Origin of the sequence: Bradyrhizobium sp. Leaf396 (assembly GCF_001424605.1) — a bacterium.
Taxonomy (GTDB): Bacteria; Pseudomonadota; Alphaproteobacteria; order Rhizobiales; family Xanthobacteraceae; genus Bradyrhizobium; species Bradyrhizobium japonicum_C.
Window position 1 is genome coordinate 250,937 of the sequence record NZ_LMQJ01000012.1, and the last position, 18,114, is coordinate 269,050.

General features: G+C 65.4%; 15 protein-coding genes. 9 read left to right on the forward strand and 6 right to left on the reverse strand.

Going from position 1 to position 18,114, the window contains the following annotated elements:
- Nucleotides 1-59: 59 nt before the first annotated feature.
- The 6 genes from ASG57_RS14250 (at nt 60) to recN (ending at nt 8,426) form a co-directional block, all read left to right on the forward strand.
- Nucleotides 60-1,088, forward strand: a complete 1,029-nt coding sequence (locus tag ASG57_RS14250) for a cell division protein FtsQ/DivIB (protein WP_057196574.1) — start codon at nt 60-62, stop codon at nt 1,086-1,088.
- Nucleotides 1,085-2,407 carry a cell division protein FtsA gene (gene ftsA, locus ASG57_RS14255; protein WP_057196575.1) on the forward strand — a complete coding sequence of 441 codons (1,323 nt, stop codon included), beginning with the start codon at nt 1,085-1,087 and terminating at the stop codon, nt 2,405-2,407. Before ASG57_RS14250 ends, ftsA begins: the two co-directional genes overlap by 4 nt.
- Before the next feature lie 90 nt (nt 2,408-2,497).
- The gene (ftsZ, locus tag ASG57_RS14260) at nt 2,498-4,288 is read left to right on the forward strand and encodes a cell division protein FtsZ (protein WP_024339549.1); all 1,791 of its coding nucleotides are present in this window, start codon (nt 2,498-2,500) and stop codon (nt 4,286-4,288) included.
- A 361-nt stretch (nt 4,289-4,649) separates the two neighbouring features.
- Nucleotides 4,650-5,612, forward strand: a complete 963-nt coding sequence (gene lpxC, locus ASG57_RS14265; RefSeq protein WP_024339550.1) for a UDP-3-O-acyl-N-acetylglucosamine deacetylase — start codon at nt 4,650-4,652, stop codon at nt 5,610-5,612.
- Nucleotides 5,613-5,854: 242 nt separating this feature from the next.
- On the forward strand, nt 5,855-6,739 hold the full coding sequence (locus tag ASG57_RS14270; RefSeq protein ID WP_057196676.1) for an outer membrane protein assembly factor BamD: 885 nt from the start codon (nt 5,855-5,857) through the stop codon (nt 6,737-6,739).
- Between the two features lie 13 nt (nt 6,740-6,752).
- A complete protein-coding gene (gene recN, locus ASG57_RS14275) occupies nt 6,753-8,426 on the forward strand; it encodes a DNA repair protein RecN (RefSeq protein WP_057196576.1) in 1,674 nt (557 codons plus the stop codon).
- A gap of 92 nt (nt 8,427-8,518) precedes the next feature.
- On the opposite strand, the gene ASG57_RS14280 is transcribed toward recN, so the two are convergent.
- Entirely contained in the window at nt 8,519-8,806 is a 288-nt protein-coding gene (locus tag ASG57_RS14280; RefSeq protein WP_057196577.1) for a GIY-YIG nuclease family protein, read from the reverse strand.
- Nucleotides 8,807-8,919: 113 nt separating this feature from the next.
- Here ASG57_RS14280 and ligA point away from each other — a divergent pair, with 113 nt between their 5' ends.
- Nucleotides 8,920-11,073 (forward strand): NAD-dependent DNA ligase LigA, encoded by a 2,154-nt coding sequence (ligA, locus tag ASG57_RS14285; protein WP_057196677.1) that lies wholly within the window; start codon nt 8,920-8,922, stop codon nt 11,071-11,073.
- Between the two features lie 21 nt (nt 11,074-11,094).
- Here the strand turns inward: ligA and ASG57_RS14290 are convergent, their stop codons facing one another.
- The 4 genes from ASG57_RS14290 to ASG57_RS14305 form a co-directional block, all read right to left on the reverse strand.
- Complete coding sequence (locus ASG57_RS14290; RefSeq protein WP_057196578.1) at nt 11,095-12,453, reverse strand: radical SAM/SPASM domain-containing protein; 1,359 nt, start codon at nt 12,451-12,453, stop codon at nt 11,095-11,097.
- A gap of 25 nt (nt 12,454-12,478) precedes the next feature.
- Nucleotides 12,479-12,922, reverse strand: a complete 444-nt coding sequence (locus ASG57_RS14295) for a hypothetical protein (protein WP_155248452.1) — start codon at nt 12,920-12,922, stop codon at nt 12,479-12,481.
- Nucleotides 12,923-13,075: 153 nt separating this feature from the next.
- Entirely contained in the window at nt 13,076-14,356 is a 1,281-nt protein-coding gene (locus ASG57_RS14300) for a multidrug effflux MFS transporter (RefSeq protein WP_057196579.1), read from the reverse strand.
- A gap of 67 nt (nt 14,357-14,423) precedes the next feature.
- Nucleotides 14,424-16,250: an aminopeptidase P family protein gene (locus tag ASG57_RS14305; RefSeq protein WP_057196580.1), complete on the reverse strand. Its 1,827-nt coding sequence runs from the start codon at nt 16,248-16,250 to the stop codon at nt 14,424-14,426.
- Between the two features lie 183 nt (nt 16,251-16,433).
- Between ASG57_RS14305 and ASG57_RS14310 the strand changes: the two genes are divergently transcribed.
- The gene (locus ASG57_RS14310) at nt 16,434-16,622 is read left to right on the forward strand and encodes a hypothetical protein (RefSeq protein WP_024339559.1); all 189 of its coding nucleotides are present in this window, start codon (nt 16,434-16,436) and stop codon (nt 16,620-16,622) included.
- Between the two features lie 114 nt (nt 16,623-16,736).
- Here the strand turns inward: ASG57_RS14310 and ASG57_RS14315 are convergent, their stop codons facing one another.
- Nucleotides 16,737-17,624 carry a 50S ribosomal protein L11 methyltransferase gene (locus ASG57_RS14315; RefSeq protein WP_057196581.1) on the reverse strand — a complete coding sequence of 296 codons (888 nt, stop codon included), beginning with the start codon at nt 17,622-17,624 and terminating at the stop codon, nt 16,737-16,739.
- 163 nt (nt 17,625-17,787) lie between these two features.
- Here ASG57_RS14315 and ASG57_RS14320 point away from each other — a divergent pair, with 163 nt between their 5' ends.
- Nucleotides 17,788-17,943: a Flp family type IVb pilin gene (locus ASG57_RS14320; protein ID WP_155248464.1), complete on the forward strand. Its 156-nt coding sequence runs from the start codon at nt 17,788-17,790 to the stop codon at nt 17,941-17,943.
- Nucleotides 17,944-18,114: the final 171 nt, after the last annotated feature.

Here is an 18,114-nt window from a genome sequence, read left to right on the forward strand (position 1 = left end):
ACGTCATGTTCGCCAGGATCCGCGCGATGTCGCGGGCAAACTGTTGACGAGCTCGTGCAATGGATGGAGCAGGAAGCCTCACCCGGTCGCTTTTCAGATCGCTGAGGCCCCAAGCTGACCTGAAGGCGGCCGCGATCGGAGCGGTCGTGCTGTTGCGCGAGTGGGTGCAGGACAAGCGCGCCGCGGCGCGCACTGCCGCCGAGGACAAAGCGAAATCCAGGAGCCGCGCCAAGGCGGTCGTCGAGCGCGAGCCGCCGCCGCGAATGGTTGCGCTGGTCGAGCGCTATCTGCCGCACCGGGTCGGCCTCAGCATGACCGTGCTGCTCCTGATCGGAAGCTGCGGCTTCGGCATCGTCAAGGGCGGCCATCTCCAGGACTTCACCACCGCGGTCGGCGACGCGCGCAACGCGCTGGCCAATTCCGCCGGCTTCCGCATCACCTCCGTCGTGATCAACGGCCGCAAGCAGCTCACCCAGGACGAGATCCTTGCGATCGGCGGCATCAGCGGCCGTTCCTCGCTGCTGTTTCTCGATGCCGACGCGGTGCGCGACAAGCTCAAGGCCAATCCCTGGATCGCTGATGCGACCGTGCTGAAGCTCTATCCGGGCCGGCTCATGATCGAGCTCACCGAGCGCAAGGCATTCGCGCTGTGGCAGGAGGCCGGCCGCCTCTCCGTCATCGCCGATGACGGCGCCGTGCTCGAGCCCTACGTCTCGCGCCGCTTCCTGACGTTGCCCCTCGTGGTCGGCAAGGGCGCCGAAACGCAGGCCCGCGATTTCCTGGCGCTGCTGGCGCGCTATCCGCAAGTCAATTCGATCACCAAAGCCGCGATCTTCGTTGGCGAGCGGCGCTGGAATCTGCGGCTCAAGGATGGCCTGGACATTCGCCTGCCGGAGCAGGACGTCGGCAACGCGCTTGCGATGCTCTCGAAGCTCGACCGGGAAGACAGGCTGTTCTCCCGCGACATCGTCGCCGTCGACATGCGCCTGCCCGATCGGCTGGTGGTGCAGCTGTCCGAGGACGCCGCCAAGGCGCGCGAGGAGCTGTTCAAGGACAAGAAGAAAAAGAAGGCCGGGGATTCCGCATGACCGGTCTCGATCGCACCCAGACGCCGAAGACGCGCCCGATGCCGCACAAGCGCGGCGGCCTCGTCGCATGTCTCGACATCGGCACCAGCAAGATTGCCTGCATGATCGCACGGCTGAAGCCGTCGCCGCCGAGCGATGCGCTGCGCGGCCGCACCCACGCGGTGGAATTGATCGGCTACAGCCAGATCCAGTCGCGCGGCATGAAGGCCGGCGCGGTGATCGATCTCAATGAATGCGAGCAGGCAGTGCGCCAGGCCGTCGGGCTCGCGGAGAAGATGGCCAAGGTGCGGGTCGACTCGGTGCTGCTCTCGGTCTCGGGCGGCCGGCTCTCCGGCCAGCTGGTCGAAGCCGCCGCCGACATCCGTGGCGGCGCGGTGACCCCGGCCGACGTCAGCCGCGTCACCTCAACCGGCATGCGCCACGCCACCGGCGAAGGCCGCACGGTGCTGCATGCGCTGCCGGTCGGCTACACGCTCGACGGCGTCAAGGGCATCCGCGATCCCCGCGGCATGGTCGCGCATCAGTTCGGCGTCGACATGAACGTGGTCACCTGCGACGCCACGGTGGCGCGCAACCTGATGCTGGCGGTGGAGCGCTGCCACATCAATGTCGAAGCCATGGCGGCGAGTCCCTATGTGGCCGGCCTGTCGGTGCTGACCGACGACGAGGCCGATCTCGGTGCTGCGGTCGTCGAGATGGGCGCGGGCACCACCACGATTGCCGTTTATTCAGGCGGGCGCTTCGTGCACGCGGCCGGCTTTGCGGTCGGCGGGCAACACATCACGATGGATCTCGCGCGCGGACTCTCGGCGACCATTGCCGATGCCGAGCGAATCAAGACGTTATATGGGACCGTCATCACCGGCGGATCGGACTCGCGTGAGCTGATGTCTGTGCCGACAGCCGGTGACGAGCAGGATCTGCCGCAGATCGTCTCCCGCGCCACCATCGCCAACATCGTCAAGCACCGTGCCGAGGAAGTCTTCGAAATGGTTCGGGACAAGCTGAAGGATTCGCCCTTCGCCGCGGAGCCCAAGGGCCGCGTCGTGCTCTCGGGCGGCGCCTCCCAGTTGACCGGCCTCGTCGAGCTCGGCACCCAGATTCTCGGCCGGCCCGTCCGGGTCGGCCGTCCGCTCGGTTTCGGCCGGCTGCCCAACGAGGCGAAGAACGCTGCGTTCGCGGTGCCGGCCGGGCTCCTCGTCTACCCGCAATATGTTCACCTCGAACATGTCGAACCGCGGCATACGCGGCAGCAGGCCAAGACAGGGACCGGCGGATATTTCGGAAAGGTCGGACGATGGCTACGCGAGGGCTTCTAATGACTGCTTTCCGCAATCTTCGTTTTTCACCAACTCCCGCGGCCGCCGGCCGGGGCGAACCCACGCGCGCGTGATCGAGAGGCAGCAACCATGACCATCAGCATCAATGTTCCTGATATTCACGAACTGAAGCCCCGGATCACCGTGTTCGGCGTCGGCGGCGCCGGCGGCAACGCCGTCAACAACATGATCACGGCGGGCCTCCAGGGTGTCGACTTCGTGGTCGCCAACACCGACGCGCAGGCGCTGACGATGTCGAAGGCGCAGCGCATCGTGCAGATGGGCACGGCGGTCACGCAAGGCCTCGGCGCCGGCTCGCAGCCGAACGTCGGCGCCGCGGCGGCGGAAGAGGTGATCGACGAGCTGCGCGATCATCTCTCGGGCGCCAACATGGTGTTCGTCACCGCCGGCATGGGCGGCGGCACTGGCACGGGTGCTGCGCCCGTGATCGCCAAGACCGCGCGCGACATGGGCATCCTCACCGTCGGCGTCGTCACCAAGCCTTTCCATTTCGAAGGCGGCCGCCGCATGCGCACGGCTGAAGCCGGCATCGCCGAGCTGCACAAGGTCGTGGATACGCTCCTGATCATCCCGAACCAGAACCTGTTCAGGGTCGCCAACGAGAAGACCACCTTCGCCGATGCCTTCGCAATGGCCGACCAGGTGCTCTATTCGGGCGTTGCCTGCATCACCGACCTGATGGTCAAGGAAGGCCTGATCAACCTCGACTTCGCCGACGTGAGGGCGGTGATGAGGGAGATGGGCAAGGCGATGATGGGCACCGGCGAAGCCTCCGGCGACAAGCGCGCGCTGACTGCCGCGGAAGCCGCGATCGCCAACCCGCTGATCGACGACAGCTCGATGAAGGGCGCCAAGGGCCTCCTTATCTCCATCACCGGCGGCAAGGATCTCACTCTGTTCGAGGTCGACGAGGCCGCGACCCGCATCCGCGAGGAAGTCGACCAGGACGCCAACATCATCGTGGGTGCGACCTTCGACGAAGCGCTCGACGGCCTGATCCGCGTCTCGGTGGTCGCCACCGGCATCGAGCAGGCCGCGATCGCCCGCAACAGCCAGGCGACCTCCGCTCCGGTCGCGAACCCGGCACCGCAGGTGCAGCAGGCTGCCGCACCGGCCGCCGCTGCCGAGAGCCGTCTCGCCGACCTGACCGCCCGGCTCCGGGCCGACAACCAGCGTCTGGCCGAGCGCGCCCAGAAGCTGGAAGCGCAGCCCCCGGCTGCCGCGCCGGCTCCGGCCCCTGGTCCGGCCCGTCCGAACGTCGAGCGCGCTGCGCTCGCCGCCATCGCCGCTGCCGTTGCCGAGGTCCCGCAGAACCCTGCGCCGCAAACCTATGGCGATGTCACCGTGCGGCCGATCGCGCAGAAGCCGACCCTTTTCCCCGAGCCTGAGATGGCCCCGGTTGCGATGCAGGAGCCGATGACGCCCGAGAACTTCATCCCCCCGCAGGCCGAGCGTCCGCCGGTCCGTACGCCGCGGATGCCGCGCATCGAGGAGCTGCCGATGCCGGCCCAGGCCGAGATTCGTCAGGCCCGCGGCGAAGTCGAAGATGAGACTCCCCAGAAGAGCCGCCTGTCGCTGCTGCAGCGCCTCGCCAATGTCGGCCTCGGCCGCCGCGACGAGGAAAGCGAGCCGCCGGTGGCTGCTCGCACCGCTGGTCCTGCCATGCCGCCGCTGCCCGAACGCCGGCCGCAGAAGACCGTGGCGCAGCAGATCGCATCCAACGAGCCGGTGTCCGAGTACGCTCGCCGTCCCGCGCCGCAGGGTCTCGATATGCACGGCCGCCCCGCACCTGTTGCGCCGGCACCACAGGGTGACGACCATCTTGATATCCCGGCCTTCCTGCGGCGGCAGGCGACCTGAGGATTGTTACAATAAGGCAGACGAAAAAAGGTCCCGGCAGCAAGCTTGCCGGGGCCTTTCCTTTTGCACCGGGGTCATCCGGGTTCTGCAACCAAGCAACTGATTTTAAATCATTAATTATGCATTCGGTGGTTCAATAAAGCTGCCGGCAGCGGCCCAAAACCTCGGCGCAATTTGGTTAAGCCTTGGCGCGAATACGGCAGGTTTGGGGTAACAATCGGTAAAAAAGCGTGAGTTGGCGCTGTTTGGGGCAGTGACTATGGTTTGGCGTGACTTGGGGATACGGATTCGCGGGGCGTCGGCAGTGGCCGGCCAGGTGGGTCTCGTATAAGTCGCGATGGTCGTAGTGGGGCGGTTCCTGATGAAATTCAACCGGCAAACAACGCTTCGTGCGCAAGCCTCGGTGGCAGGCGTGGGCGTTCATTCCGGTCTCCCAGTCACTCTCACGCTTGGGCCGGCGCCTGTCGACGCGGGTTTCATTTTTGTCCGGACGGGACTTGAGGGAAGTGACCGCGAAGTCCAGGCGACGGCGGAGCAGGTGATTGCGACCGACTTCGCCACCGTCCTCGGTGATCGCAACGGTCCGCTGGTATCCACCGCCGAGCACGTCCTTGCTGCACTGCGAGGCATGGGCGTCGACAACGCCACCATCGAGGTCGATGGGCCCGAAGTACCGATCATGGATGGCAGCGCCGCTGCCTTCATCGCGGCGATCGATCAAGCCGGCATCGTTACCCAGCCGGCGCAGCGCCGCCTCATTCAGGTCTTGAAGCCGATCTCAGTCAAGATTGGCGACTCCTTCGGCGAGATCAGGCCTCACGCCAGCGGGTTCCGCGTCGAGGTCGAGATCGACTTCAGCAATCCCGTCATCGGCCAGCAGAGCTACGCCTTCGACCTCAATCCGGAAGGTTTCCGCCGCGAAGTCGGCAGGGCCCGGACTTTCGGTCTGATGTGCGATGTCGCGCGGCTCTGGAGCGCGGGCTATGCCCTCGGCGCCTCGTTCGACAACACCGTCGTGTTCGACGACGAGCGGCTGCTCAATGCCGAGGGCCTGCGCTACGCCGATGAATGCGCCCGCCACAAGGTGCTGGACGTGATCGGCGATCTCTCGCTGGCTGGCCTGCCGCTGCTCGGCGCCTACCGCTCGGTTCGTGGCGGCCACAAGCTCAATCACGCCGTCCTGACCGCGCTGCTCGCCGACCGTACCGCCTGGCGGGTGGTCGAGGGCGAGGCTGCCCGCCGCACCGCCCGTCCCGTCGGCGAAGTCGGTCGCGGGATCGTCGGCGGTCGGATCGCTGCGGCGTTCGGACCGGATGTCTCCTAGAGAGACGGTCTCCCTGGGCGTTCGGTTGGCAGCCCCCGGGAAACTCCTGGTAACCGTGATCGGCTAGGATTGCGGCGCGTTCGCCTTAATCCGGGCGAAATGCCTGCCTATCCGGTTAGTTAGCGATCGTTTTTCGGATGGATCGGCGTGGTCGCATGGCAGGCACCACGGTCACATTTCGCGCCCATGGCGGAGTTCATGGGCTGGCGGGCACCGCATCACAGGGCGTCAAGGCAGAACTCATGTCGGCACAGCGTATGACGCGCGGATATCTCTCGGTCGGAGCCGGTCGACTGGTCCAGGCGGCCATCCTCTTCATGCTGGCGCTGCCGCTGGCCGGCTGCGGCACCGGCTCTCTCTGGGACAAGTTCACCGCCAAGGACGACACCTTCGTCGAGGAGCCCGCCGACAAGATCTATAATGAGGGCCTGTACCTCATGAACGAGAAGAAGGACATGAAGGCGGCGAACAAGAAGTTCGAAGAGGTCGACCGCCAGCATCCCTATTCCGACTGGGCCCGCAAATCGCTGCTGATGTCGGCCTACGCGTCCTACCAAGGCGGTGACTATGACGGCTGTATCGGTGCCGCCACCCGCTACGTCACGCTGCATCCCGGCAGCCCGGACGCCGCCTATGCGCAGTACCTGATCGCTGCCTCCCACTACGACCAGATCCCGGACATCAGCCGCGACCAGGCGCGCACCGAGAAAGCGATCGCCGCCCTGGAAGAGGTGGTGCGCAAATATCCGACCTCCGAATATGCGACCTCGGCCAAGGCCAAGATCGAGGGCGCGCGCGACCAGCTCGCCGGCAAGGAAATGAATGTCGGCCGCTACTACGCCCAGAAGCGCGACTACACGGCCGCGATCAACCGCTACAAGACTGTCGTCACGCAATACCAGACCACCCGCCATGTCGAGGAGGCGCTGTTCCGGCTGACCGAGGCCTATATGGCGATCGGCATCGTCGGCGAGGCGCAGACCGCGGCGGCCGTGCTTGGACACAATTTTCCTGACAGCCGCTGGTACAAGGACGCCTATAATCTTGTAAAATCCGGCGGTCTCGAGCCGAGCGAGAATCAGGGGTCCTGGATCAGCCGGACCTTCAAGAAGATGGGTCTCGGCTAGGAAATTTGGTTCCATGCTGGCGCGTCTGTCGATCCGTGACATCGTCCTGATCGAACGGCTCGATATCGAATTCGCCTCCGGCCTCGCGGTTCTGACCGGCGAGACCGGTGCGGGCAAGTCCATCCTGCTCGATGCCTTTGCGCTGGCGCTCGGCGGCCGCGGCGACGCCGGCCTCGTGCGCCACGGCGCGGAGCAGGGGCAGGTCACCGCCGTGTTCGATGTCCCCAAGAATCACCCCGCAGCAAAGATCCTGGCCGAGAACGGCCTCGACGATACCGGCGAGATGATCTTGCGCCGGGTGCAACTCGCCGACGGCCGCACCCGCGCCTTCATCAACGACCAGTCGATCAGCGTGCAGACGCTGAAGGCGGTCGGCGCCGCGCTGGTCGAGATCCACGGCCAGCATGACGAGCGCGCGCTGGTCGATGCGGCCACTCACCGCCGCCTGCTCGATGCCTTCGCCGGCCTCGAGAAGGACGTTGCCGCGGTCGAATCGCTTTGGGAGGCGCGCCGCACCGCCAACACCGCTTTGGAGGAGCATCGCGCCGCCATGGAGCATGCCGCGCGCGAGGCCGATTATCTGCGCCACGCCTCCGACGAGCTGAAGCAGCTGGCGCCCAAGGACGGCGAGGAGACGGCGCTGGCCTCGCGCCGCACCACCATGATGCAGGGCGAGAAGATCGCCTCCGATCTGCGCGAGGCGCAGGAGGCGGTCGGCGGCAATCATTCGCCGGTTGCGGCGCTGTCGGCCGCGGTGCGGCGGCTGGAGCGGCGCGGGATCAACTCGCCGGCGCTGGTCGAGCCAGCGGTCAAGGCGATCGACGCTGCGATCAACGCGCTGGAGGAGGCCGACCAGCATCTCCAGGCGGCGCTCGCCGCAACCGATTTCGATCCGGCGGAGCTCGAACGCATCGAGGAGCGGCTGTTCGCCTTGCGAGCGGCCTCGCGCAAATATTCGACGCCGGTCGACGGCCTTGCCGCGCTTGCCGCCAAATACGCCGCCGATGTCGTGCTGATCGATGCCGGCGCCTCGCGTTTGAAGAAGCTGGAGCAGGTCGCGATCGAGGCAGACAGCCGCTATGCGGCCGCCGCCAAGAAGCTGTCGCTGGTGCGGCAGAAATCGGCGGAGAAACTCAACAAGGCCGTCAATGCCGAGCTCGCGCCGCTCAAGCTCGAACGCGCCAAATTCATGACCCAGGTGGAGACCGACGAGGCCGCCCCAGGGCCGCAAGGCTTCGATCGCGTCGAGTTCTGGGTGCAGACCAATCCGGGCACCAAGCCGGGGCCGCTGATGAAGGTCGCCTCCGGCGGCGAGCTGTCGCGCTTCCTGCTCGCGCTCAAGGTCGTGCTGTCCGACCGCGGCTCGGCACCGACCCTTGTCTTCGACGAGATCGACACCGGCGTCGGCGGTGCCGTCGCCGACGCGATCGGCGGCCGCCTGGCGCGGCTTGCCGGCAAGGTACAGGTGATGGCCGTGACCCATGCCCCGCAGGTCGCCGCCCGCGCCGACCAGCACCTGCTCATCTCCAAGGACGCCCTCGACAAGGGCAAGCGCGTCGCCACCCGCGTCAACGCGCTGGCCGCCGACCACCGCCGCGAGGAGATCGCCCGCATGCTGGCCGGCGCCGAGATCACGGCTGAGGCGCGGGCGGCGGCGGAGCGGCTGCTCAAGGCGGCGACGGCCTAGTTTTCACCCGTCATTCCGGGGCGATGCGAAGCATCGAACCCGGAATCTCGAGATTCCGGGCTCGGGTCTCGAAGCCGCTCCGGAATGGCTTCTTAGTTGCAGATCGATTCGTACACATCATTCCAGTTTGGATTGTCCTTCTCGATCAGCCGAATTTTCCAGGCCCGCTTCCACTTCTTGAGTTCTCTCTCGCGTGAGATTGCTGAGATCGGATCATCGTAGACCTCGAACCAAACGAGCTGCGTGATGTTGTATTTTGCTGTGAAGCCCGGCACGGCCTTGATTCGATGCTCGTAAACGCGGCGTGCAAGGTCATTGGTGATGCCGATGTAGATTGCCCCGTCTCGCCGGCTTGCTAGAATATAGACGTAGTAAGCCATGAGCCCCTCCCTACGATCATTCCAGGGCGCACGAAGTGCGAACCCGGAATCTCGAGGTTCCGGGTCTGGTCCTTCGGACCATCCCGGAACGACGCGCTAGAACCTTTAGTATGATGGCCAGAGCAGCAAAATCCAAAGCAGCACCGCCGCGCGATGTCGCCGATCTCACCAAGGCGCAGGCCAAGGTCGAGCACATGCGGCTCGCGCTCGAGATCGAGGGGCACAACGAGCGCTACTATCAAGAGGACGCGCCCACCGTCACCGACGCCGAGTACGACGCGCTGCGGCAGCGCTTCAATGCGATCGAGAAGCGCTTTCCCGAATTCGTCACCGCGGACTCCCCCTCGCAGAAGGTCGGCGCGGCGCCATCAGGCCGCTTCAGGAAAGTCCGGCATGCCGTGCCCATGCTGTCGCTCGACAACGCCTTTGCGGAAGAGGACGTGCGCGACTTCGTCGGCCGTATCGTTCGCTTCCTGAAGCTCGATGACGACAAGATCAACTTCTCGGCCGAACCGAAGATCGATGGCCTGTCGATGTCGCTGCGCTACGAGGGCGGCGAGCTCGTTACCGCCGCGACGCGCGGCGACGGCGCGGTCGGCGAGGACGTCACCGCCAACATCCGCACGCTCGAAGACGTGCCGCAGAAGCTGAAGGGCCGCAACGTCCCCGACATCTGCGAGGTGCGGGGCGAGGTCTACATGACCAAGAAGGCCTTCCTCGCGCTCAACGAGCGGCAGAAGGCGGAGGGCGGCACCATCTTCGCCAACCCGCGCAACTCGGCCGCAGGCTCCTTGCGGCAAAAGGACCCGACCATCACCGCCTCGCGCCCGCTCGGCTTTTTCGCCTATGCGTGGGGCGAGATGAGTGCGATGCCGGAAGATACGCAGAGCGGCATGATCCACTGGTTCGAGCGCTGCGGCTTCAGGACCAATCCGCTGACCAAGCTGTGCCATTCCGTCGAGGGGCTGCTGGCCTTTCATCATGCGATCGAGGAGCAGCGCGCCCGGCTCGACTACGACATCGACGGTGTCGTCTACAAGGTCGATCGCATCGACTGGCAGGAGCGGCTCGGCTTCGTCTCGCGCACGCCGCGTTGGGGCATCGCGCACAAATTCCCCGCCGAGCGCGCCATGACGGTGCTGCGCGACATCGAGATCCAGGTCGGCCGCACCGGCTCGTTCACGCCGGTCGGCAAGCTCGAGCCGGTCGGCGTCGGCGGCGTCATCGTGCAGAACGTCACGCTGCACAACGAGGACTACATCAAGGGCATCGGCAACAAGGGCGAGGTGTTGCGCGAAGGCCGCGACATCCGGATCGGCGACACCGTGGTGATCCAGCGCGCCGGCGACGTCATCCCGCAGGTGGTCGACGTCGTCCTCGACAAGCGGCCGAAGACCGCCAAGGAATTCCACTTCCCGAAGAAGTGCCCGTGTCCCCTCCACACCGACGTCGTGCGTGAGGAGACGGCAACGGGCGAGGAGGGCTCGCGCGCCCGCTGCACCGGCGAGTTCGCCTGTCCCTATCAGAAGATCGAGCACCTCAAGCTGTTCGTCTCGCGGCGAGCCTTCGACATCGACGGCCTGGGTGAAAAGCAGCTCCAATATTTCTTCGATGAAGGCTGGGTGAAGGAGCCCGCCGACATCTTCACCCTGGAGAAGCGCAACGCCAAGCTCAAGCTCGAGGAGGTCGAAGGCTACGGCGCAACCTCGGTGCGCAACCTGTTCGGCGCGATCGAGAGCCGGCGCAGGATCGCGCTGGAGCGCTTCATCTACGCGCTCGGCATGCGCCATGTCGGCGAGACCACGGCGCTGGCCCTGGCACGCGGCTACGGCTCGTGGGATGCCTTCCACGATGCCTGCCTCAAGGTCGCCAAGGGCGACGAGGAGGCGATCGCGGAGATGGACGCGCTCGACCAGATCGGCGACACCGTGATCAAGAGCATCGCCGATTATTTCGGCGAGAGCCACAACCGCGGCATCGTCGAGCGGCTGACCAGGGAGGTCGAGATCGTCGACGCCGAGAAGCCGAAGAGCAATTCGGCGGTCGCCGGCAAGACCGTGGTGTTCACGGGATCGCTGGAGAAGATGACGCGGGACGAAGCCAAGGCCACGGCAGAACGTCTGGGGGCAAAGGTGTCGGGCTCGGTCTCGAAGAAGACGGATCTCGTCGTCGCCGGCCCCGGAGCGGGCTCCAAGCTGGCGGACGCCAACAAGCACGGCGTCAAGGTGCTGACCGAAGACGAGTGGCTGAAGCTGATCGGGGAGTGACGGTCGGCGCCCTGAAACGCTTCAGACGATCTCGGTGCGTCGCGCTGGCGGTTGCCTCGCCTTTTCGGCGAGCGCAATGGACTGCTCGAGATCGTACAACCGCAATTGGTCGGCGAGATTGAAGCGCGCCGAAATACAGTCGCCTCTGTCGTTCAGTTTCGCCGCCTCCCAGGGACAGCCCGTCATGCACAGCGGCGCGACGTGACAGCTCCGGCATGCGGGCTTGGCCGACGGTTCATACCCTGCCCATTGCTGCTTGACATCGCCGGGGTGCGGCTCCGTCGCCGGACTATAGCGGCCGGGCGCCTGATGCACGTCCCGGTGGGCCTCATTCCAGCAGTTGAAGATGCCGCCGCCCGGGCCAAGCACGAAACTGTTGCTGCTGTCCGCCGAGCAGAGCGCCCCGAGTTTGGGTTGCGGCAACGAAGACCCGATTGCGAATCCCTTGCGGAACTTGAGAAACTTGAATCGCGTCTCGATGGCCGCGAACTCCTCCTTGGTAAGGAGATCCGTCGCGCCGACCTCGTCAGTGTAGCGCCAGACATGGCCGAGATAGACGCCGACGTTGCGCAATCCACGCTCGATGAGCGCATCCAGCAGATCTTCCACTCCGTCGATATTGCGACGATCGACATTCACGCGCACCAGGATCGGGATATGCCGGGCCGCGGCAACCAGATTCTCCAGGATTCGATCGAACGTGCCGTTGCCGGCAAGGGTCGGTCGACGAGCATCGTGGTGCTTCCTTGCGCCATCGAGCGTGACCTGCGCATCCCCGAATCCCGGGATGCTTGCCAGGAAGGCAGCGCGCGGCTCCGTCAGGAGGTAGCCATTCGTGATGATGCTGTGCCCGAACGTGCAGTCGCGCTCCACCGCGAGCGCGTGAAGTCGGGGCGCCAGTTTTTCGATCACGTCGAACGCACCAAGCGGCTCGCCACCGAACCAGGTGACGCTGAGCGACGTCCCGGCCTCCAGCCGGGCTTCCACGAACGTCAGCAGATCGTCGATTCGTTCGTCGTCCATGCGGGTGTTCGAATGGCTCTGGAAGCAATAGCTGCATCCGAAGTTGCATGTGATGGTCGGCGCGATGGTGAGGCCAAGGCCGCGCGAGGCGGCCTTGCCGCGATGGTAGCGGTTGCTGATCTCGGCCTGTTCGTCGCATTCGTCCGGAATGACGAAGCCGTTCTCGATCAAGGTCTTCTGAAATGGCCTGACGGGGTCGGGTGGGCACCCCGTGGCGTCGATCGACCGAAGCAGAGTGGCGTAGTCGTCGAGCCGTTCGTCATCCAGCGACAGGAATGCACCAGTCAGCGCGTTGAACGCGAGATGCTTGCCCGGAACGAAAGATGAGGTCAGACAATTGTAGGCCGAGATCTTCATCGCTGTGCCGCCCCGGCAGGAATCGTCAGGTCGCGCGATCGGGTGCTGAGAGCGAACGGGACGACAGTTGCGACCAGGATCCGTCCGGCAGGCTGGACATTGCTTCGACCAAGGCGCCGTGCGTCGATGCCCGCGATTCCCAATGGTGGTAGTTGTTGCAGGAGACTTTTTCGCAACTCACACTTTGACACGTATGGTTGGCGCAGACTTTCGTCGAGCACGATTCAGTCGGACAGGCGCTGGACTTGGTGGGGCACGTGACGCCGCTGCAGCTTCCCGGCTTGAAGCCGGAGCAATCGTGCGGGTCGCAGCCGCCGCTGGCGTACAGGACGTTACCGATCCGGGCTTCTTCGTTGACGGCGGGGACGGAGATATCGAGACCGATTTGCTTCATCGCCTCGAGCATGTTGGCTACGTCTTGAGGATCGATTGCGCTTTTGCTGTCGTAGCCGGCGCGGCGTTCGGTCATGACGTCCTCCCTGCGTGAACCCCCGTCAGGCTCGGCGAAGGTCGGCCAGCTTGCATTGATCCTCGTCAACCGCGGCGAGCGTCGACCGACGATCATGCGTAATGGTTGCGGTAGCGGGATGTTGGATCGAAGCTGCCGGAGCCGGCGTCCCCCTCAAATCATGCCGCGCTCTTCCTCCTCCGCCTGCTCGATCAGCTTCTCGCTCACCACCATGTCGCGGCGGGGAACGACGAAGATCATCACGCAGGCGCAGAGCAGCGAGATCGCCAGAACTGCCGAGGTGAGCGGCAGCGTCGTTGCGGAGTGGCCGCCGAGATAGGCGCCGAATTGCGACATCAGCGCGCCGATGCCCTGCTGCAGGAATCCCATCGCACCCGAGGCGGTGCCGGCCGCTTCCGGGCGGATGCTGATCGCGCCGGCCGCGGAGTTCGCCATCACGAAGGCATTTCCGACCATCACGATCATCTGCGTGCCGAACAGCCAGGCGGGCGCTTCGTTCCAGCCGATGAAGCTCCAGAGCAGATTCAAGAGGCTGCCACAGAGTTGGAGCCCAAGCCCCAGCCAGATCAGCCTCTCCAGCGAATGCCGCGGCGCAAAGCGCACGCAGAGCAGATTGCCGACGAGATAGGCAAGTCCGGTGGTCGCGAACCAGGCGCCATATTCGGCGCTGCTCCGGTCCATCTGAGTCACGACGATATAGGGGCCGCCGCCGGCGAAGGTAAAGATGATCTGAGACGCCAGCACCTGGCACATCACATAGCCGACGAAGGCGCGGCTCTTGATCAGGACGCCGACGTCGCCACGGAAGCCGCTGCCGGCAGCGCGGCTGCGGCGGGTCTCGGGCAGCGCCACCGCGATCCCGACGGCGACGACGATCGCGGCGATGGTGATGGCGTAGAAGATCGCGCGCCAGCCGAAGGCGGTCTCGATCAGGCCGCCGGTGAGCGGCGAGACCATCTGCCCGATCATCAGCGCTGCGACCACGAGGCTGATCATCGAGGCGACGCGATCCCGCTCGTAGATGTCGCGGATGATGGCGCGGCTCACCACCATGCCGGCGGCGCCGCCCAGCGCCTGGAAGAAGCGTGCGGCGATCAATTGAGGCAGGTCTTGCGCGAAGATGCACGCGACGCTGGCCGCCACCATCAGCGCCAGGCCTCCGAGCAGCACCGGCCGCCGGCCGAACCGGTCGGACAGCGGCCCCATGATCAACTGCGACAGCGCGATGCCGACCATGTAGAGCGACACAGTCATCTGCGCGATCGAGATGTCGCTGCCGAAATTCGTCGCCAACACCGGCAGCGCCGGAACCAGCATGTAGAGCGAGATCGGCGCGATCCCGGTCATGACGACCAGCAGCAACAGCACCACGCGCGACGTCGCCACACTCCTGTCGGGCGCCGCTTCCGGCGGCTTGCTGGTCATGCCGTGCATGACCGGACACTAGCCGCATCGCCAAGGCTGCGAACATCGACGTTTCGGAATGCGGCTATGCGCGAGGCTACGTCAGCTCCGCCGTGGCCTGATCGAGCCAGGCCTTCGTCGCCCCGTCCAGCGCCGGCCGCACCTCGGCCCGGACGCGTGCGTGGTAGCCATTGAGCCAGTCGAGCTCATCGCGGCTCAGCATTGCCACATCGATCAGACGGCGATCGATCGGCGCCAGGGTCAGCGTCTCGAACGCGTTCATCGGCTTCTCGGCGCCCTCGATGTCGGCGGCAACGACCAGCTCGAGATTCTCGATGCGAATGCCGAAGCCGTCGGTCTTGTAATAGCCGGGCTCGTTGGAGAGGATCATGCCGCGTTTCAGCGGCGTGGTGCCCAGTTTCGAGATCCGCGCCGGTCCTTCATGCACCGAGAGATAGCTGCCGACGCCGTGGCCGGTGCCGTGCTCGAAATCGAGGCCGACAGCCCAGAGATATTGCCGCGCCAGCGTGTCGAGCTGCGCGCCCGTGGTGCCGTCCGGGAAGACCGCGCGCGCAATCGCGATATGGCCGCGCAGCACGCGGGTGAAGCGGTCGCGCATCTCGTCCGTGGGCTCGCCGACCGCCATGGTGCGCGTGACGTCGGTCGTGCCGTCTTCGTATTGCGCGCCGGAATCGATCAGCAGCAGGTCGCCGGACGCGATCCGCCGGTTGCTCTTGCGGGTGACGCGGTAGTGCACGATCGCGCCGTTCGGGCCGGTGCCGGAGATGGTCGGAAACGATACGTCCTTGAGCGCGCCGGTATCGCGGCGGAACGTTTCCAGTGCCTCGACGGCGTCGATCTCCGTGAGCTTGCCGCTTGGGGCCTCGCGATCAATCCATGCGAGGAAGCGCGCCAGCGCCACGGCGTCGCGCACGTGAGCCGTCTTGGTTCCCTTGATCTCGGTCGCGTTCTTGACAGCCTTGAGAAGAGCAACCGGATCGCTGCCGCGCAGCGGCTTGCCGCCGGCGCCCGCGATCAACCGGCTCAGCGCGTCGGCCGCGGTGGCGTTGTCGAGCGCGATCGATCCACCGCCCTTGGCCAGCGCCATCAGCGTCGGCGCCATCGCGTCCGGCTCGCGCACGTCGGCGGATTGCTCGAGATGGTCGCGCGTCAGGTTGGAGAGCTTGCGGTGGTCGATGAAGATGGTGGGACGGCCGTCCTTCGGCACCAGTGCGTAGGACAGCGGCAGCGGCGTATGGGCGACGTCGGCGCCGCGGATGTTGAACGTCCAGGCCACCGCGTGGCTGTCCGACAGCACCAGCGCATCGGCGCCGAGCCTGGCGATCTCGCCCCTGATCTGCGTCAGCTTCTCCGCTTCGGTGACGCCGGCATGTTCAATCCCGTGTATGGCGACGGGGGCGAGAGGCGGCTGCGGCCGGTCCGGCCAGATCGCGTCGATGGGATTGCTGTCGACGGCGACCAGCTCGGCGCCGGCCTTGGCGCACGCAGCGGCCAGGCGCTCGGCTGCCGCAAAAGTGTGCAGCCACGGATCAAATCCAAGGCGGTCACCGGCCTTCATACGCGCCGCGACCCAGCTTTCCGGCGGCGGGTCGATCAAAGATTCGACAGTCCAGGCCGTTGCATCGACCTGCTTGGCGGCCTGAAGCGTGTAGCGGCCGTCGACGAACACTACAGCTTCCTGCGGCAGCACCACCGCTAGCCCGGCCGAGCCTGTAAAGCCGGTCAGCCAGGCGAGCCGCTCTTCAGACGGCGGCACGTATTCGTTCTGCTGCTGATCTGCACGCGGAACGACGAAGCCGGTCAGCTTGCGCCGGGCGAGCTCTTCGCGTAGCGCGGCGAGCCGGGCCGTCAATGCGACGCCCGCCTCCGGCTCCTCGAATGTCTGGAAGTGTGCTTCGAACATGTGGACACTCTAGGATCATGGGGATCGATCCGCAATCTCGTCGCATTTGCGTCGCATCTGGCATGGACTGTGCTTGAAATAGTTCCATTCGAAGAGTGGAGTAAAGGATGCGGCAGTTGCGCTTCGTCCGAATAACAGGGACATTTGAGCAAGTGGTTCATCTCAACGGCGAGGGGACACACGATGCCAGCGTTTTCGTTTGAGAAGATTTCACCGCCGTTGCGCGGCGCCCCGGCTGCGGCGGCACCGCGGAAGCCACGCGGCCTCATCAGCCAGATGATCGACCGTGTCGCCGAGCGCCGCGCAAGGCGCGCCTTGCAGGACGAGCGTGCAAAGCGCCGCGACGAGACGCCGGAGCAAGGCGGCGGCTGAGACTTCGTCGGGAGGTTCGCCGAAGGTGTGACCCGGCAACGTCCACCCGTATGAAAAGCAAGGTGGTGGTTACGCGGGGCGATTGCGCTTCGCGCAATCGCAGGGCTGATCCACCTAAGACACCTTCCTCAGCAACAGGCTGCTCCACTCCTCAATCCGCAGATGCCTCAACGGGACGAGGCCGCGCGCGCGGTAGGCTGCGATCACGGCGGGAGCCTGGTGCGTCAGCAGGCCGGAGAGGATGACGCGGGCGCCGGGCGAGAGGTGCCGCACCATCGGGCTCGCCAATTGCCGCAGCGGATTGGCAAGGATGTTGGCGAGCACCAGGTCGAACGGACCGGCCCGCGCAAAATCCGGCGCCGCAAACCCGGTGGCGCGGATCACCCGCACAAGGCTGCCAACTTCGTTCAGCGCCGCGTTCTCGGCCGCGACCCGTACCGAGGGGGGATCGATGTCGGAGGCCAGCACGGCACGATGCAGCGCCTTGGCCGCGGCGATCGCCAGCACGCCGGTTCCGGTGCCAAGGTCCAGCACGTTCCGCGGCCTGGAACTCTTCAGGACATGGTCAAGCAGAAGTAAACAGCCGCGCGTCGTGCCGTGGTGGCCGGTGCCGAAGGCGAGGGCCGCTTCGATCTCGATGGCAAGCTTGTTCGGCGCCACGCGATCGCGGTCATGGCTCCCGTGCACGACGAAGCGCCCGGCCGGGACCGGGACGAGATCTTCCAGGCTGGCCTTGACCCAGTCCCTGGCCTCGATCGTGTCCAAGGCGAGCGTCGCGGCGATTGCATTTCCTGCTGAATTTTCAACGAGTTCGCGCAGCCGCGCCTGATCCGGCGGCTCGGCGAAATGGAGCGTGACGTCCCATTGTCCGTCCGGCCGTTCGAAGGCGGCAACCGCCGCATCGCCGTCGAAAAACACCTCGGTGAGCACGTCGACGACGCGCTTCGCGTCGGCCTCGCTGCCGATCGAAAAGCTGGCGCGATGGGTAGGAGAAGACTGCATTCAGGGTTCCGTTGAGCTCAATTTTTGGAACTTTTTGTACCGATTTTCCCGACAAGTTGCGGTTCCCGGGTTAACTCGACTGAAGGTCGCTGCCCGTACATTCTCGGGTGTTGAATCCAGCTAGCACAGCCTGGAATTGAAACGGAGGCGAGTCTTGAAGCGCATGGTTCAAAAGTTCTGGTCGGACGAGTCCGGTGCAACCGCGATCGAATACGGCCTGATTGCCGCAGGTATCGCTCTGGCGATCATCACCGTGGTGAACAGCCTGGGCACCACCATGAACGAGAAGTTCACTTCGATTAGCACCTCCTTGAAGTAATTTCCGCCTGCGTTTCCCAGCGGGGGCAGTTTTTCTTCTGAGGCTATTCCTGATCAACCGCCCGCCAGGGGAAATCCCCTGGCGGGCGAGTTCTTTCCCGGCGGGTTTCTGCCGATTCCCACAGCTTGTCCGCCCCGTTGCCGGCATTCTGTCCACCGGCTTTTCCCGCAA

Coding starts and splice junctions, on each gene's coding strand:
- ASG57_RS14250 (WP_057196574.1), top strand. CDS start 60: ATGGATGGAGCAGGAAGCCTCACCCGGTCGCTTTTCAGATCGCTGAGG.
- ftsA (WP_057196575.1), top strand. CDS start 1,085: ATGACCGGTCTCGATCGCACCCAGACGCCGAAGACGCGCCCGATGCCG.
- ftsZ (WP_024339549.1), top strand. CDS start 2,498: ATGACCATCAGCATCAATGTTCCTGATATTCACGAACTGAAGCCCCGG.
- lpxC (WP_024339550.1), top strand. CDS start 4,650: ATGAAATTCAACCGGCAAACAACGCTTCGTGCGCAAGCCTCGGTGGCA.
- ASG57_RS14270 (WP_057196676.1), top strand. CDS start 5,855: ATGTCGGCACAGCGTATGACGCGCGGATATCTCTCGGTCGGAGCCGGT.
- recN (WP_057196576.1), top strand. CDS start 6,753: ATGCTGGCGCGTCTGTCGATCCGTGACATCGTCCTGATCGAACGGCTC.
- ASG57_RS14280 (WP_057196577.1), bottom strand. CDS start 8,806: ATGGCTTACTACGTCTATATTCTAGCAAGCCGGCGAGACGGGGCAATC.
- ligA (WP_057196677.1), top strand. CDS start 8,920: ATGGCCAGAGCAGCAAAATCCAAAGCAGCACCGCCGCGCGATGTCGCC.
- ASG57_RS14290 (WP_057196578.1), bottom strand. CDS start 12,453: ATGAAGATCTCGGCCTACAATTGTCTGACCTCATCTTTCGTTCCGGGC.
- ASG57_RS14295 (WP_155248452.1), bottom strand. CDS start 12,922: ATGACCGAACGCCGCGCCGGCTACGACAGCAAAAGCGCAATCGATCCT.
- ASG57_RS14300 (WP_057196579.1), bottom strand. CDS start 14,356: ATGCACGGCATGACCAGCAAGCCGCCGGAAGCGGCGCCCGACAGGAGT.
- ASG57_RS14305 (WP_057196580.1), bottom strand. CDS start 16,250: ATGTTCGAAGCACACTTCCAGACATTCGAGGAGCCGGAGGCGGGCGTC.
- ASG57_RS14310 (WP_024339559.1), top strand. CDS start 16,434: ATGCCAGCGTTTTCGTTTGAGAAGATTTCACCGCCGTTGCGCGGCGCC.
- ASG57_RS14315 (WP_057196581.1), bottom strand. CDS start 17,624: ATGCAGTCTTCTCCTACCCATCGCGCCAGCTTTTCGATCGGCAGCGAG.
- ASG57_RS14320 (WP_155248464.1), top strand. CDS start 17,788: ATGGTTCAAAAGTTCTGGTCGGACGAGTCCGGTGCAACCGCGATCGAA.